General features: G+C 66.3%; 17 protein-coding genes. 4 read left to right on the top strand and 13 right to left on the bottom strand.

Features of this window, described 5'->3' with window-relative positions; all coding sequences use genetic code 11:
• Nucleotides 1–3: 3 nt before the first annotated feature.
• Nucleotides 4–552 carry a hypothetical protein gene (locus tag AC5P60_RS04150; RefSeq protein WP_141097855.1) on the top strand — a complete coding sequence of 183 codons (549 nt, stop codon included), beginning with the start codon at nt 4–6 and terminating at the stop codon, nt 550–552.
• Between the two features lie 122 nt (nt 553–674).
• On the opposite strand, the gene AC5P60_RS04155 is transcribed toward AC5P60_RS04150, so the two are convergent.
• The 7 genes from AC5P60_RS04155 to AC5P60_RS04185 form a co-directional block, all read right to left on the bottom strand.
• A complete protein-coding gene (locus tag AC5P60_RS04155) occupies nt 675–1,181 on the bottom strand; it encodes a hypothetical protein (protein ID WP_111172849.1) in 507 nt (168 codons plus the stop codon).
• Nucleotides 1,182–1,318: 137 nt separating this feature from the next.
• Entirely contained in the window at nt 1,319–1,534 is a 216-nt protein-coding gene (locus AC5P60_RS04160; RefSeq protein ID WP_483693049.1) for a hypothetical protein, read from the bottom strand.
• Nucleotides 1,535–1,632: 98 nt separating this feature from the next.
• Nucleotides 1,633–2,823 (bottom strand): methyl-accepting chemotaxis protein, encoded by a 1,191-nt coding sequence (locus tag AC5P60_RS04165; RefSeq protein ID WP_033835503.1) that lies wholly within the window; start codon nt 2,821–2,823, stop codon nt 1,633–1,635.
• A 163-nt stretch (nt 2,824–2,986) separates the two neighbouring features.
• On the bottom strand, nt 2,987–3,601 hold the full coding sequence (hflD, locus tag AC5P60_RS04170; protein ID WP_005413279.1) for a high frequency lysogenization protein HflD: 615 nt from the start codon (nt 3,599–3,601) through the stop codon (nt 2,987–2,989).
• Nucleotides 3,598–4,740 carry a tRNA 2-thiouridine(34) synthase MnmA gene (mnmA, locus tag AC5P60_RS04175; protein WP_495201684.1) on the bottom strand — a complete coding sequence of 381 codons (1,143 nt, stop codon included), beginning with the start codon at nt 4,738–4,740 and terminating at the stop codon, nt 3,598–3,600. Before mnmA ends, hflD begins: the two co-directional genes overlap by 4 nt.
• Complete coding sequence (locus AC5P60_RS04180; protein ID WP_005409590.1) at nt 4,737–5,198, bottom strand: NUDIX hydrolase; 462 nt, start codon at nt 5,196–5,198, stop codon at nt 4,737–4,739. Before AC5P60_RS04180 ends, mnmA begins: the two co-directional genes overlap by 4 nt.
• Before the next feature lies 1 nt (nt 5,199).
• Complete coding sequence (locus AC5P60_RS04185) at nt 5,200–5,670, bottom strand: hypothetical protein (RefSeq protein ID WP_033835504.1); 471 nt, start codon at nt 5,668–5,670, stop codon at nt 5,200–5,202.
• 112 nt (nt 5,671–5,782) lie between these two features.
• On the opposite strand from AC5P60_RS04185, the gene clpS reads away from it, so the two are divergent.
• Entirely contained in the window at nt 5,783–6,109 is a 327-nt protein-coding gene (clpS, locus tag AC5P60_RS04190) for an ATP-dependent Clp protease adapter ClpS (RefSeq protein WP_005409592.1), read from the top strand.
• Nucleotides 6,110–6,244: 135 nt separating this feature from the next.
• Here clpS and AC5P60_RS04195 read toward each other — a convergent pair whose 3' ends face one another.
• Nucleotides 6,245–7,057 carry an APH(6) family putative aminoglycoside O-phosphotransferase gene (locus AC5P60_RS04195; RefSeq protein ID WP_445950259.1) on the bottom strand — a complete coding sequence of 271 codons (813 nt, stop codon included), beginning with the start codon at nt 7,055–7,057 and terminating at the stop codon, nt 6,245–6,247.
• A 138-nt stretch (nt 7,058–7,195) separates the two neighbouring features.
• Here AC5P60_RS04195 and clpA point away from each other — a divergent pair, with 138 nt between their 5' ends.
• Nucleotides 7,196–9,478, top strand: a complete 2,283-nt coding sequence (gene clpA / locus AC5P60_RS04200; RefSeq protein ID WP_033835506.1) for an ATP-dependent Clp protease ATP-binding subunit ClpA — start codon at nt 7,196–7,198, stop codon at nt 9,476–9,478.
• A 78-nt stretch (nt 9,479–9,556) separates the two neighbouring features.
• On the opposite strand, the gene AC5P60_RS04205 is transcribed toward clpA, so the two are convergent.
• The 3 genes from AC5P60_RS04205 to aat form a co-directional block, all read right to left on the bottom strand.
• Complete coding sequence (locus AC5P60_RS04205) at nt 9,557–9,940, bottom strand: hypothetical protein (RefSeq protein ID WP_032966709.1); 384 nt, start codon at nt 9,938–9,940, stop codon at nt 9,557–9,559.
• Between the two features lie 200 nt (nt 9,941–10,140).
• The gene (infA, locus tag AC5P60_RS04210; protein WP_005409596.1) at nt 10,141–10,359 is read right to left on the bottom strand and encodes a translation initiation factor IF-1; all 219 of its coding nucleotides are present in this window, start codon (nt 10,357–10,359) and stop codon (nt 10,141–10,143) included.
• 86 nt (nt 10,360–10,445) lie between these two features.
• On the bottom strand, nt 10,446–11,186 hold the full coding sequence (gene aat, locus AC5P60_RS04215; protein WP_495201685.1) for a leucyl/phenylalanyl-tRNA--protein transferase: 741 nt from the start codon (nt 11,184–11,186) through the stop codon (nt 10,446–10,448).
• A 72-nt stretch (nt 11,187–11,258) separates the two neighbouring features.
• Between aat and AC5P60_RS04220 the strand changes: the two genes are divergently transcribed.
• Entirely contained in the window at nt 11,259–12,527 is a 1,269-nt protein-coding gene (locus AC5P60_RS04220; protein WP_049430580.1) for a hypothetical protein, read from the top strand.
• 123 nt (nt 12,528–12,650) lie between these two features.
• On the opposite strand, the gene AC5P60_RS04225 is transcribed toward AC5P60_RS04220, so the two are convergent.
• The gene (locus AC5P60_RS04225; protein WP_033835508.1) at nt 12,651–13,775 is read right to left on the bottom strand and encodes a GNAT family N-acetyltransferase; all 1,125 of its coding nucleotides are present in this window, start codon (nt 13,773–13,775) and stop codon (nt 12,651–12,653) included.
• A gap of 102 nt (nt 13,776–13,877) precedes the next feature.
• On the bottom strand, nt 13,878–14,849 hold the full coding sequence (trxB, locus tag AC5P60_RS04230; RefSeq protein ID WP_005409600.1) for a thioredoxin-disulfide reductase: 972 nt from the start codon (nt 14,847–14,849) through the stop codon (nt 13,878–13,880).
• Nucleotides 14,850–14,921 lie beyond the last annotated feature (72 nt).

The following is a 14,921-nucleotide window of genomic DNA, read 5'->3' on the forward strand; positions in this document are numbered from 1 at the left end:
TAGATGATTCCTCAGTTGCGCATTATTTCATCAGCAGGATCGGGCGAGGATTGCGACGCGAAGAGTTTGCCTGTTCGCTTCCGGGAATGGATCGACGATCCTTCCCGAACTAGCGACATGCGCATGGTCGAGATGTTCGTTGTCGTCGCGCTCTGCACTTGGGGTGGGCTCAGTGAGCTTCAGGCACGGCTGCCGGAGGCGCGTTTCATCACGGCCGACGGTAGTTTCGCCAGCGCAATTGCGTCGTTGGTGATCAATTGCTACCTGGTTTTCTACCTCTTCTGCAGAAGAAACGTACATGGCGATCATTCGAAATGTGTGTTTGGAAGTCTCCTGATACTCAGTGCAAGCGTGAACTATCTGAGCTTCGAGCTGCTATCTGATCGGCTGCAGGACATTTCCAGGTGGTTACCTCCTACCGCGTGGCAACTGAACTTCGCGCTGCTCATATCGACCGTCAGGAATGTCATCGCTTTCGGTTTCGGCGCGATTGGCGCGGGGATTGTCTCGGGTGTTCTCAGTCGGCACGGAAAGGGTGTCTCGGATGCCTAAGCAGGCGCCGCATGGCGACCATCCATGCATGGCGTGGATCTACCGCAACCCGCTTTGGTGGGGGCCGACCGTTGGTCGGCACGGATGCCTGTGCCTCTCGATCATCCACGCATGGCGTGGATCTACCTCGGAAAATCCGCCTTCAACTGCATGCGCAATGCCTCGACAATGGCCGCATAGCGCCGCTTCTGGACCAGATAGCTGGCCAGGAACAGCGGAAGCACCAGCAGCATCGGCGCCACCACCGGGCGCATCGCCACCAGTGGCAACAGCAACAGCGACAGGATCGCCACGAACCAGCTGCACAGGCCGATCACCCGCACCTCGTGCCGTCGCGCGTTGAGTACGATGCGACCGCGCATCACCGGGAAGTAGCGCAGGCCGAAGCTCGGCGCGAAGCTCTCGCGGAACGCCACGCTGCCATCGGGCAGCGCATGGAAGGCCAGTTGCAGCCATCTGTCCTGGGGCAGGTCACGCTCCAGGCTGCCCAGCGAGAGCCGGGCCTGCATGGCCGGTGACGCCGCGATGCGTTCGTTGAACAGCGTGATGCCCCAGCTGAAATAGCTGGCCACCCACGCCATCAGAAGGACGGTCTCGATCAGCAGGAGTGCGATCAGGGCGATGGCCATCGGTCTTCCATGAACGGGATCGGTGGATCATGCCACAACGATTTCGCCACCCCGGTAGATCCACGTCATGCGTGGATGTTGCGGCGAGGGCCAGGCGTCACACCGGCGGATGAAAGCCGTCCACGCACGGCGTGGATCTACTTCAGCGCTTCCCCGTCCAACCCCAGGTCCCAGGCCAGTCCCAGCAGCGCCTCGTCCGCCCGCGACGGGGCAGAGCGCGCATCCGCCAGCTGCTGCAGCTCGCGGATCTCCTCGCGTGCCACATCCTCCAGCTGTTGCAGCTGCTCACGCACGCTCGCGTTGCGCGGGCGCTCGGTGTCGGTGAGGGCGGGCAGGGCGCGGATCAGGGTCATGGTGCGCGTACAGGATGCATCCAATGGCGGGTTACAGGCAAAGGCCCCGGACGAACCGGGGCCTTGCGGGCTGCCGGCGAGGGCAGCGGACATCAGGATCAGAACAGCTCGACGGTGCCGGCGCCCATGCTCTGCTGGGCAACCGGCTTGTGCGGCGGGCGTTCCCATTCGCTGCGCAGTTCGCGCAGGCGGTTGCCGGTGCGCTGCAGGGCGGTGGCGATCTCTTCGTCGAACACGCCGCCATTGCGGTGCAGCAGTTCCTGCAGCGCCACCGCTTCACGGTTGATCGCGGTCAGGCGGTCCAGGTGGGTGTGCACGCCGCCCAGCGCCTGGGTGGCGATGTCTTCGAACTGCAGGGCGCGCACGGCCTCGGCCACGCTGCCATCGATCGCACGGGCGCACTCGGACACTTCACGCATGCCGTCGCCGAGCGAGGCATTGATCTGCGCGACATTGTCGAGCATTGCCGCCGCTTCCTGGCGTGCTTCGCGGGAGCGGTCCATGTCACGCGAGGCCATGTGCGAAACCGTCTCGCGCACCTTGGCGATGGCGTCCTTGGAGCTGTGCGCCAGCTTGCGGATCTGCTCGTTGAAGGTGGTCGAGCGCTCGGACAGGTTGCGCACTTCGTCGGCGACCACCGCGAAGCCTCGGCCGGCTTCACCGGCACGCGCGGCTTCGATGGCGGCGTTCAGCGCCAGCAGGTTGGTCTGGTCGGCGATCGACTTGACGTCTTCCAGCAGCGCGAAGATGCCATCCAGGTGCTGCGCCATCTGGTCGATGTGCTGCACGGTGGTGCTGCTCTGGCCGCTGACCTGTTCCAGTGCTTCCACCAGCTGCTCCATGCGGTGGCTGGCGTGCTGGGCGAAACGGGCAACGTCGAGGCCGGCATTGCCTTCATCACCGGCGCGGTCGACGATGCGCGACAGGGCCTGGCTCTGCTGGCGCGACTTGCGGTTCATCGCATCGAAGCTGCCACCGAGGCTGGAGACGGCCTGGCGGATCAGGTCACGGGCGCGTTCCACTTCGCCGCGCGAACCCTCAATCTCGTTGCCGACGAAGTTGCGCAGTTCGGTCAGCAGCTGGTCCTGCTCACGCAGGACACGGGCATGTTCCGGGGAACGGTGCGCCTGGGCGCGGGTGGTCCACCACGCAAAGCCGAGCCAGCTCAGCGTCATCGTGGTCAGGATCGCCCAGCGCAGGGCGGCCGGCCATTCGAAACCGATGGCGAAGGGGAGCAGCAGGGTCAGAGCCAGGGGGGCGGCCAGACGGATGAAAATGCGTGAGTACATGGACGTTCTCGGGAGGTGCACGGAGGATGTATCGGCCGTACCCCCTTTCTCTTTAACGTCGATGTGCCTCGAAGTGCATTCTGAATGCGCCGGTTTTCCGGCGCCTTGGCGGCTTCGGGGTCAGAGTCCTTTCCGTGCCGGAAAGGGATCCGACCCCGCACCCTCAGGCCAGCTGCCGGTCCACGGCCTCGATCATCGCCTTGCGGCTGAACAGGAAGTCCCAGTAGCTGCCGCCCAGCTGCCGCCACAGCACCGCAGCGCGCACCGCGGCCAGCAGCAGGGCACGGATTTCGGCCACCACGCCAGCCTGGCCCAGGTAGTGTGGGTTGCCCTGCACCATGACCCGCGGCTTGAGGTGGCTGATGGTGTCGGCGTAAAGGCCTCCCAGATTGGCCAGCACGTCCGGGTGGCCGCTGTCGCCCAGTTCGGTGGCCTGGCGCTGGGCGCGCTCGATGCCGGAGGCGACCTTGTTCACGGTGGCGCCATCCTGAACGAAGCGGCGCTCCAGCTGCAGCACCGACAGGGCCAGCTTGGGCAGGATCGGGTCCTGGCCCTGGCTGCGGAAGTAGTTGTGCAGCAGGCGCAGGCCGGACTTCAGTGCATGGCGGTCACCGAACACCTCCTGCGGCGAGGACGCATCGACACGGAACACGCTGTCCACGGCGGTGCGCACGGCGGCGGCGTCGGAATGGCCGGTATCGGCGATGCGGCGTACCTGCTGCAGGGCCTGGGCAATGCCGGCCAGGGCCAGGACGCGGTCGTCGACAGTGAAACTCATGCAGCGATTACCTCAAAAGGGGAAGGGGTGGTGCGCAGGCGCTGTTCCACCGGCGCATCGGTGGCGGCGATCACCGCGCCACCCAGGCACACGTCACCGTCATACAGCACCAGCGATTGACCGGGGGTAACGGCGCGCTGCGGGCGCGCGAAGGTGACCAGCACGCTGCCATCGTCCAGCACCTGGACCGTACACGGCTCATCGGGCTGGCGGTAGCGGGTCTGGGCGGTGCATTCGAAGCGCCGTGCCGGCGGCGAACCGGCGATCCAGTGCGCGGTTTCCGAACGCAGGCGCTCGGACAGCATCCACTTGCTGTCGCGGTCCTGGTCCACGTACAGCACGTTGCTGGCCACATCCTTGCCGACCACGTACCACGGCGCGGCCGGGCGTCCACGCACGCCGCCGATGTTCAGGCCCTCGCGTTGGCCCAGGGTGAAATAGAACACGCCCGGATGTTCGGCGATCACGCTGCCGTCGGCCGGGTCGAGGATCTGGCCGGGCCTGGCCGGCAGGTAGCGGCCAAGGAACTCGCGGAAGTCACGCTCGCCGATGAAGCAGATGCCGGTGGAGTCCTTCTTGGCGTGGGTCGGCAGGCTGACGTCACGCGCGATCCGCCGCAGGTCGGTCTTTTCCAGGTCGCCGATCGGGAACAGGGTGGCCGCCAGCTGCTCCTGGCCCAGCTGGTGCAGGAAGTAGCTCTGGTCCTTGGAACGGTCGGCGCCGCGCAGCAGCAGCCACTGGTGGCCGCGCTGGGTCACCCGTGCATAGTGCCCGGTGGCGATGCGTTCGGCGCCCAGCTCGCGGGCGGCATCCAGGAAGTGCTTGAACTTCACTTCGCGGTTGCACAGCACGTCCGGATTCGGGGTGCGCCCGGCGGCGTACTCGGCCAGGAAGTGCTCGAACACGCCCTGCCAGTACTCGCTGGAGAAATCGCGGAAGTGGAACGGGATGCCGAGCAGGCCGCAGACGGCCACCGCATCGCGGCGGTCGTCCTCGGCGCGGCAGTCACCGCTGCCGTCGTCGGCCCAGTTCTGCATGAACAGGCCGGCCACGGCTTCGCCCTGCTGTACCAGGCGCCAGGCGGCGACCGAAGAGTCGACACCTCCGGAGACGCCCACCATCACGCGCGGCGTGCTCATGCGACCTCCCGGACCAGCGAAAGCGGATGGCGCTGGCCACCCAGGTAATCAGCCACCACCTGCCAGACCAGCGGGCTGCGCTGGCGCTCGCCGGCGGCCTGCAGTTCGGCCGGGGTCAGCCACAGCGCGCGGTCGATGCCGGTGTCCAGTGGCTGCGCCGGGTCGTGCGAGACCGGGCGCGCCGCGTAGCAGAATCGCAGGAAGGCGGTGCCGTCGCCGGCAGTCCACTGGTAGCAGCCGATGAAATGGGTCAGCTGCACCGTCCAGCCGGTTTCCTCGCGGGTCTCGCGCAGGGCTGCCTCGGCCAGGCTTTCGCCCGGCTCGAGGTGGCCGGCCGGCTGGTTCAGCACCTGCCGGCCATCGATGGTCTCTTCAACCAGCAACACGCGGCCGCCGTCGACCACCACCGTGGCGACGGTGGCGTGCGGTGCCCAGCGCGGGTCCGGCGTGGCGTTCAACTCAGAACTCGTCCTTCTTGGTCAGTTCCAGCTCCATGGCGTCGGCGGTGCGGATGGCCGCATCGATGGCGTCGCTGAGCTGCTCGGCAGTGGCATCGGCGTCGATCTTGACCACGAACATGGCGGTGGTGTCCTGCTTTACCCAGCCGCCCATCTTGGCATCCTGCGAATCTTCCAGCAGGCGGTTGGCCACGGCCACCGGGAACTGCTTGGTCTTGGCGTTGTAGGCCGGGGACCAGATCTCGCGGATGTTGTGGGTACCGAAATCTTCCACCGACGAACGCACGTAGACCATCTGGGTGCGGTCACCCTCGACGTCGAAGACCATGCGGTAGTCGCCGTCCTCATCGACTTCGTAGGTGTAGCCCAGCTTGTCCAGATGGCGGGCCACGGCCTTGTCGGCGTCTGCGGCGGCAGCGGAGCCGGTGGCAGCCAGAGCGATCAGGAAGGCGGGGAGAAGGGTCCTTTTCATGAAGATCCTGTGAAACAGTGTTGAGAGAGGGTGCAATTGTGACGGTGGGCGTGCGTGCCGTCCAATCTGCGGCAGGCCGACGCAGGCGCGCCCGAGCCTCTATAATGGCCCGATGCCCCATGAGTCTTCCCCCGATTCCCAGCACGAGCACGGCGTCGCCGTAGAGGCCGCGCGCCCGGAAGTGGCGCCGCCGCCGTTCTACCAGGTGATGCTGCTCAATGATGACTACACCCCGATGGATTTCGTGGTGGATGTGCTGCAGCAGTTCTTCAGCATGGACCTGGACAAGGCCACGCAGGTGATGCTGCACGTCCATACCCGCGGCCGCGGCGTGTGCGGGGTGTTCACCCGCGAAGTGGCCGAGACCAAGGTCGCCCAGGTCAACGAGTACTCGCGGATGAACCAGCACCCGCTGCTGTGCACGATGGAAAAGGCCTGACCAGCTGCCGATTCTCGTCCGGGCACATCGATCCCGGATGGGTGTGCCCACCAAGGTGGGCACCTACCAAGGCAGAAGCCCGTATCGATCATGGGTGGCGCGTGCCCACCAGGGTGGGCGCCTACGGGGTGGGTTTCACGCTTCCGCCAGCGCCTCCAGGGCCATCCGGGCGACTGTCTCGTCGATATCGGCCGGGTCGCCGTCATCCCTGAACCACACTGCCGACAGCGCAGTGCTGGCCGCGATCCAGCGCAGCAGGCGCGTGCGTTCCAGTTCGGCCAGCGCACAGACCTGCTCAAGGCGGATCGCAAACCGCTCGGGTCGCGTCGCAACGTGGATGCCCGGACCACAGAGGTCCGGGTTGCTGAACATCGTCGTGTAATCGAACGCACGGTCCCCCAGCAGTCGCTTCGGGTCGATCGCCAACCAGCCGCGCGGGCCGAAATCCAGCACATTGTCATGATGCAGGTCGCCGTGCAGCGGCCGGATCTCCTGTTCGTCACGCAGCAGCCCCTCCGCCAGTGATCTGCACTGTTCCAGCAGTGGCGGCAGCACAGCCCTTGGCTGCAGCAGGTCGGCGAACCATGTACGCAGGCAGACCAGTTCCGCTGGCGGCGCCCTCCGTGGCCGGTGCAGCCGCTGCAGGACCTGGCACAGGATCGCGGTGCAGGCGTCATCGTCGCCCTCGATCGAGCGTTGCCGCAGCGAGTCACCGCGGGCACGCTCGATCAGGATCGCAGGCCCCTCGTGGGCCAGCAGGCGGGCGGCGCCATCGCCGTTCCACCAGCGTAGCAGGCGATGGCTGTTCTGCTCCTCGGTCTCGCTGCTGATCTTCAGCATCGCTGGCTCGCCCGCAGCGGTCAGCACCGGCCAGAGCCGGGCGTGGGGCGTACGGATGGCCGGGCCATCACGCCGCAATCGCCAGCGGCTCAGGTAGGGTTCGCTCATGCTGGGTGGGCTGTCCTGGAGTGAATGAAGATCAAGCGATCTGTACTGCTAACGCCATCTGAACGCAGCAATCCGCTAGGGTGATGGAAATCGCGTAGTCAGGCCGCATATTGTCCCCATCTGCCGCCGGAGTAATCCATGTTCAGCAAAGACCTCGAACACACCATCGGCCAGTGCTACAAGCGCGCCCGTGAGGCCCGGCATGAGTTCATGACGGTCGAACACCTGCTGCTGGCACTGCTCGACAACCCGTCAGCCCAGGCCGTACTGAAGGCCTGTGGTGCCGATGCCGACCGCCTGCGCCAGGAGCTGGAGCAGGCCATCGAGGCCTCCGTGTCCCGCCTGGCGGAAGACGATGGCCGCGACACCCAGCCGACCCTGGGCTTCCAGCGTGTGCTGCAGCGGGCCGTGTACCACGTGCAGTCCTCGGGCAAGAAGGAGGTCACCGGCGCCAATGTGCTGGTCGCCATCTTCGGCGAAAAGGACTCCCACGCCGTCTATTACCTCAACCAGCAGGATGTGACCCGGCTGGATGTGGTCAATTACCTGTCCCATGGCATCGCCAAGCTGGGCGATGAAGGCGAGCAGTCTTCGTCCCCGGAGGGCGAGAGCCGCATGGAAGGCGGGGAGGGCGAGCCCAAGGGAGATGCCCTGACCGAATTCGCCAGCAACCTCAACGACCAGGCCCGGGCCGGTCGCATCGACCCGCTGGTGGGCCGTGCCGACGAGATCGAGCGCACCATCCAGGTCCTCTGCCGCCGCCGCAAGAACAATCCGCTGTACGTCGGTGAGGCGGGCGTAGGCAAGACGGCCATCGCCGAGGGCCTGGCCCGCCGCATCATCGAAGGCTCGGTGCCCGACGTGCTGGCCGACGCGGTGATCTACTCGCTCGACCTGGGCGCACTGGTGGCTGGTACCAAGTACCGTGGCGACTTCGAGAAGCGCCTGAAGAGCGTGCTGACCGCGCTGAAGAAGGTGCCCAACGCGGTGCTGTTCATCGACGAGATCCACACCATCATCGGTGCCGGTTCGGCGTCGGGCGGCACCATGGATGCGTCCAACCTGATCAAGCCGGCGCTGGCGTCGGGCGAGCTGCGCTGCATCGGCTCGACCACGTTCCAGGAATACCGCGGCATCTTCGAGAAGGACCGCGCGCTGGCGCGCCGCTTCCAGAAGATCGACATCGTCGAGCCGACGGTGGGCGAGACCTACGAGATCCTGCAGGGCCTGAAGTCCAAGTACGAGCTGCATCACGGTGTGACCTACTCCGACGAGGCCCTGCAGGCCGCAGTGGACCTGTCGGTGAAGCACATCGGCGACCGCCTGCTGCCTGACAAGGCCATCGACGTGATCGACGAGGCCGGTGCCCGCCAGCGCCTGCTGCCCGAGGACCAGCGCAAGGAGCTGATCGACGTCGAGGAGGTCGAGGCGATCGTGGCAAAGATGGCGCGGATCCCGGCCAAGCAGGTCAGTGCCACCGACAAGGATGTGCTGCAGCACCTGGAGCGCAACCTGAAGATGGTGATCTTCGGCCAGGACCCGGCCATCGAGACGCTGTCCTCGGCGATCAAGCTGGCCCGTTCGGGCCTGGGCAACCCGGAAAAGCCGATCGGCAACTTCCTGTTCGCCGGCCCGACCGGTGTCGGCAAGACCGAAGTGACCAAGCAGCTGGCGTTGCAGCTGGGCATCGAGCTGGTCCGCTTCGACATGTCCGAGTACATGGAGCCGCATTCGATCAGCCGCCTGATCGGCGCGCCTCCGGGCTACGTCGGTTTCGACCAGGGCGGCCTGCTGACCGAGAAGATCGTAAAAACGCCGCATTGCGTGCTGCTGCTGGATGAGATCGAGAAGGCGCATCCGGACATCTTCAACATCCTGTTGCAGGTGATGGATCGCGGTGTGCTGACCGATACCAACGGTCGCGAAGCGAACTTCAAGAACGTGGTGCTGGTGATGACCACCAATGCCGGCGCCGCGCAGGCCTCGCGGCGGTCGATCGGCTTCACCAAGCAGGACCATGCCACCGACGCGATGGAGACCATCCGCCGCAGCTTCACCCCGGAATTCCGCAACCGTCTTGACGCGGTGGTGCAGTTCCAGGCGCTGGGCTTCGAGCACATCCTGCGCGTGGTCGACAAGTTCCTGATCGAGCTGGAGATGCTGCTGCAGGACAAGCACGTCAGCCTGTCGGCCACCCCGACCGCGCGCGACTGGCTGGCCCATCATGGTTTCGACCCGCTGATGGGTGCCCGTCCGATGGCCCGCGTGATCCAGGACAAGATCAAGCGTCCGCTGGCCGACGAGCTGCTGTTCGGCAAGCTGGTCAACGGCGGCAAGGTCAGCATCGACGTGCGCGACGACGAGCTGGTGGTCGAGACCCAGGCCGAGCCGGAGCGGCTGCTGCCGGTCACGGTGGAATGAGCTGACGCCGCAGGCTTGGCGTGAAAGACTGGAAATGACAAGGGCGGCTTCGGCCGCCCTTGTCGCATGCACTGCAACTCAACGCCCCTGCTGCGCCAGCCGCCTGAAGGTCGCCGCATCGATCGGTTCGATCCGGGTCACGGTGCAGTGGTTGCTGTCGGTTTTCAGTGTGCTGCGGGCATCGCCGCAGATCCGTTCAGGGGTACTGGGCGTGAAGAAGACATAGCTGGCCGAGGCGGCAGCGCCCAGGCAGCGCTTCTGCAGGTGCACCCGATAGTGGTTGTCGCCGTCGCGCAGCAGCACCTCGCGTTCCGTGCTGGAGGGGCGGATATCGCGATTGGCGCCGAGGGCAATGCACTCGGACGCGTTGGAGGGCTTGCTGGGTTCAGCGGCGAATGCCGCCAGGGGGAGGCTGACCAGCAGAACTGCCGGCAGCAGGACGTGCGGGAGCAGGGCGTTCATGATCGGGAGGGGGTGGCGATCCGGACTGGATCGGATCCCACGATGCCGCGGCTGCTGCAGGCGCGAATCTGCCGCAAGCGGGGCTGACCGACGCCACGGTGAGCTCGGTCACGGTGACCTCCGGCAGGGCCGGATTCCGGGCATGACAAAAGGCCAGCAACCAGGGCTGGCCTTGTCGAGTGGCGCCAGGCGCCGACCGCTTACTTCATGCGGTAGGTGATACGACCCTTGGTCAGGTCATACGGGGTCATTTCAACCTTGACCCGGTCACCGGTGAGGATGCGGATGTAGTTCTTGCGCATGCGGCCGGAGATATGGGCGATGATTTCGTGCCCATTTTCCAGGCGAACGCGGAAAGTGGTGTTCGGCAGCGTCTCGCTGACGGTGCCCTCGAACTCGATGGAATCGTCTTTCGACATGTAGTCCTGTGCGGTTCAGAAAACGGCCACGCTGGGCCTAAGGCGCGGTATTTTACGCGTGACGGCGCCAGCTTGCAAAGTTTGTGTTAACCCCCGGCCAAACGCCGTGCTGGCAGGCGTCCAACCGCTTGGGTCCACGGGCCTTCCCGGCCGTCACCGCGCACGGCCCGGCGCACTTGCTGCAGGAATTCCTCGCGCGGCAGGTGCTCGGCGCCCATCCGCAGCAGGTGCGGATTCTCCACCTGGGCATCGATCAGTTCCCAGCCCCAACCATGCAGGGTGGATGCCAGGGCGGCCAGGGCGATCTTGGAGCCGCCGCTGGCACCACTGAACATGCTTTCGCCGAAGAACATCGACCCGATTGCCACCCCGTAGATGCCACCGACGAGGGTCTGCCGGTCCCAGACTTCAAACGAATGGGCGAAGCCCAGGTCGTGCAGCTGGCCGTAGGCCTCGACCATCGCCGGGCTGATCCAGGTGCCGTCCTGGCCGGGCCGCGGCGCTGCCGCACAGGCGCGCATCACGCGGTTGAAGGCGGTGTCGGCGGTGACCTCCCACGTACTGCTGCGCAGCTGGCGGCGGAACCGGCTGGACAGATGCACGCCCTCGGTGCGGAACACCATGCGCGGGTCCGGCGACCACCACAGGATCGGCTCGCCCTCGCTGAACCATGGAAAGATGCCGCCAGCGTAGGCATTGAGCAGGCGCACCGGGTGCAGGTCACCGCCGACGGCGAGCAGGCCGTCGGGCTGGCGCAGCGCGGTCTCGGCTGGAGGAAAGGGGGCGTCCGGCGCATCAGCCAGGCGCCAGGGCAGCTGGCGGGTCATGCCCTCATTGTATTCGCCGTGGTGACCGCTGATGTCTGGCACCATCAGTGTCCAACGGCAAGGAGCCCACGCATGAGTGACGCGATCACCGCCATCCTCGATGTGCACGACAACCCGCGCACGTGCAACGACAGCCAGAGCATGCTGCTGGCGCTGGCGACTGAGCAGCCGGGTCAGCTCGGTGCGCTGATGCGGCTGGCCCTTGCCCGGCGTTCACCCAGCTCGGCCTTTCTCGACATGACGCTGGATCTGCTGCCCGACGAAGCGGTTGCGCCGGTCTGTGCCGAGGCCTGGCGTCGCTATCGTGATGGTGAGCGCGGTGAGCTGCTGGCCAGCGTGATCGAATTCGCCAGCTACCAGGCGCCGCAGGTGCTGCAGGACGACTGGGAAGCCTTGCTGGCGGTGGCCATTGAAGATGAGCTGCAGCTGGCCTCGCAGGTGTGGCGGGGCCTGCCGTCTGCCACTGCCGTGCAGTGGGCGCAGATTCTGGCCGAAGCCGATGACGATCGCGAAATGGCGCGGGCCAGGGCGCTGCTGCTCGCGGCGCAGCCCGAGAGCTATGCCGTTGCCCGCGGCTACCTCGCTGACTGGGGCGCGCTGGATGCTGAGGTCTGGGCGCATTGGGCCGGCGTGGCTGATGGGCCGCTGCCGCGCCGCCTGCATGGGGAGCGGCCGCTGCACATCCGCTTTGGCCGCGAGCAGCATCGCGCGCAGCAGGCGGACGAACCGAGCTGGCGCAAGCGTATCTGGCGCCTGCACCCGACCTGGAATGGTGGGCGGGTGCACCATGCGGGGCAGATGGGAGGACCGCTGGAAGCGTTGTGTGGCAGCTGCCATGCATCGCTGCAGCGCCTGCTGCGAACCGACGCTGCCGCGCTGCAGCCGGGCGCGGCGGGTGAGATCACGCTGGGCCTGTGCCTGGACTGCTGCGGCTGGGAAGACCCGCCCGTGCGCTTCTATCGCCACGATGCCGTCGGCCTGCCCAGCTGCCACCCCAGCCAGCGTCTGGAGGTGCCGGCCACGCCGACCGACAGCGGTGACCTGATGCGTGCCGAGATCGGCCTGGTCGCCATGGATACCCTGCGGTGGCAGCAGCAGGACTGGGGCCAGTCCAACCATCGGCAGAACCTGTCGCGCGTGGGCGGCGCGCCCAGCTGGGTGCAGAGTGCCTGGTACCCGGCGTGCATCGATTGCGGCGAGGAGATGCCCTTCGTGATGCAGCTGGATTCGACGCTGCCCACCACGAGTGAGGGCACGCTGCTGTGGGGCAGCGGCGGCATGCTCTATACGTTCTGGTGTGCGAAGTGCCGGGTGAGCGGGCACTTCTGGCAGTGCACCTGAGCACAGCGCCCTCGCCATTGTCCTGATAGGTGCCAACGTTGGTTGGCGCGCCCCACTGCCCTGGTAGGTGCCAACCCTGGTTGGCACGCTTCTCGGTGCCGCGCCAGTCGAGCCAGCTCGGCACTACGGCTCTACGCGGAACGGCCCATGCCCCTGCAGCTCCCGCTGGTAGCGCCGCACATCGCGCCGTTCCTGCCGGCACCAGTCCTGCAGTGCTTCTGCGAAATCCGCATCAGCCACCCAGTGCCGGCTGCGCACCAGCGTCGGCAGGAAGCCCCGCGCCAGCTTGTGCTCGCCCTGTGCACCCGGTTCGAATCGGGTCAGCCCTTCGCGCAGGCAGTATTCGATACCCTGGTAGTAGCAGGCCTCGAAGTGCAGGCCGGGCAGGGTGGCGCCGCCCCAGTAGCGGCCGTACAGGGTGTCGCCACCGCGCAGGCACAGCGCGCCGGCAATCGGCTCGCCGTCCTGTTCGGCCAGGAACAGCACCAGCCTGCGGCCCAATGAAATGGCCAGATGGCGCAGGAAGGCCTCGGTGAGCGCCGGAGCGTTGCCGTACTCGAGGAACGTCTGCAGGTAGAAGCGATACATCGCCTGCAGGTCGGCACGGCTGGCTTCATCGCCGTGCACCACGCGGAAGGTGATGCCCTGGCGGGTGACCTTGGCCCGTTCCTGGCGGATGTTCTTGCGATGCTTGTGGTTCATCGCGCCAAGGAACTGCTCGAACGTGGCCCAGTCACCCGGGTTCTGCCACTGGAACTGCACGTCTTCGCGCAGCAGCCAGTCATCGCCGAACAGCGCCTCGTCCACTGCGGTGTGGAAGTTGATATGGGCCGAGGACACGTCCAGTGCCGGCAGCGCCTCGCGCAATGCCGACAGCAAGGTGGCGCGATCTGAATCGTGACGGGCCAGCAACCGCGGGCCGGTGACCGGTGAGTACGGCACCGCGCCCAGCCACTTCGGATAGTAGTCGCGGCCATGACGGGCATACGCGTTGGCCCACGCATGGTCGAACACGAACTCGCCGTGCGAATTGGTCTTCAGGTAGCCCGGAATGGCGCCGACCAAGCTGTCGCCTTCCCAGAGCGTGAAGTGCCGGGGCTGCCAGCCCCAGTCCTGCCGCAGGCAGCCGTGCTGTTCAAGGCCTGAGAGGAAAGCGTGGCTGACGAAGGGGTTCTGCCCGTCGTGCAGGGCATCCCAGTCGGTGGCGGGGATGGACTGCAGGGAGTCGAGGAAGCGGGGGGAAGGCATGAGGGAAGGATAGGGCAGATGAAACAGAAAGGCCGACGCACTGGCGTCGGCCTTTCATCCGGAGTCGGGCGTGGCTCGGCCCTACAGGAGCGGGTCAGCCTCTCAGCTGGCCTTGCCCTGCGCGTCCAGGTAGCGCTCGGCATCCAGCGCGGCCATGCAGCCGAAGCCGGCCGAGGTGATCGCCTGGCGGTAGTGCTGGTCGGCCACGTCGCCGGCGGCGAACACGCCTTCCACCGAGGTCTGGGTGGCATTGCCGCCCAGGCCCGAACGGATTTCCAGGTAGCCGTTGTTCATTGCCAGCTGGCCGTCGAACAGGGTGGTGTTCGGGTGGTGGCCGATGGCCACGAAGAAGCCGTGGGCGTCGATGTCGCGGGTGCTGCCGTCCAGGGTGGACTTCACGCGCACGCCGGTCACGCCGGCATCATTGCCCAGCACTTCTTCCACCTGGTGGTGCCAGACGGTCTCGATCTTGCCTTCGGCCACCTTCTTGAACAGCTTGTCCTGCATGATCTTTTCCGCCTTCAGTGTGTCGCGGCGGTGGACCAGGTAGACCTTGCGGGCGATGTTGGACAGGTACAGGGCCTCTTCCACGGCGGTGTTGCCGCCACCGACCACGACCACGTCCTGGTCGCGGTAGAAGAAGCCGTCACAGGTGGCGCAGGCGGACACACCGCGGCCCTTGAACTCGTCTTCGGTCGGGATGCCCAGGTACTTGGCGGTGGCGCCGGTGGCGATGATCAGCGCATCGCAGGTGTACTCGTGGCTGTCGCCGATCAGCTTGAACGGACGCTGCGACAGGTCGGCGGTGTGGATGTGGTCGAAAATGACCTCGGTCTCGAAGCGCTCGGCATGGGCCTGCATGCGCGCCATCAGGTCCGGGCCCATCAGGCCGTGGGCGTCACCCGGCCAGTTGTCCACCTCGGTGGTGGTCATCAGCTGGCCGCCCTGCTGCAGGCCGGTGATGACGACCGGCTTCAGGTTGGCGCGGGCGGCGTAGACGGCGGCGGTCCAACCGGCCGGGCCGGAACCGAGGATGACGAGGCGCTGGTGGCGGGAGGGCAGGCTGGTGCTCATGTAAACTCGCGAAAAGGTAGATGGGACAAGGCGCTGGCGATGTTTGCGCAGCATCCTTGGCTGGTCATAGAG

It is taken from the genome of Stenotrophomonas sp. YJH_SMC_120 (assembly GCF_059368675.1).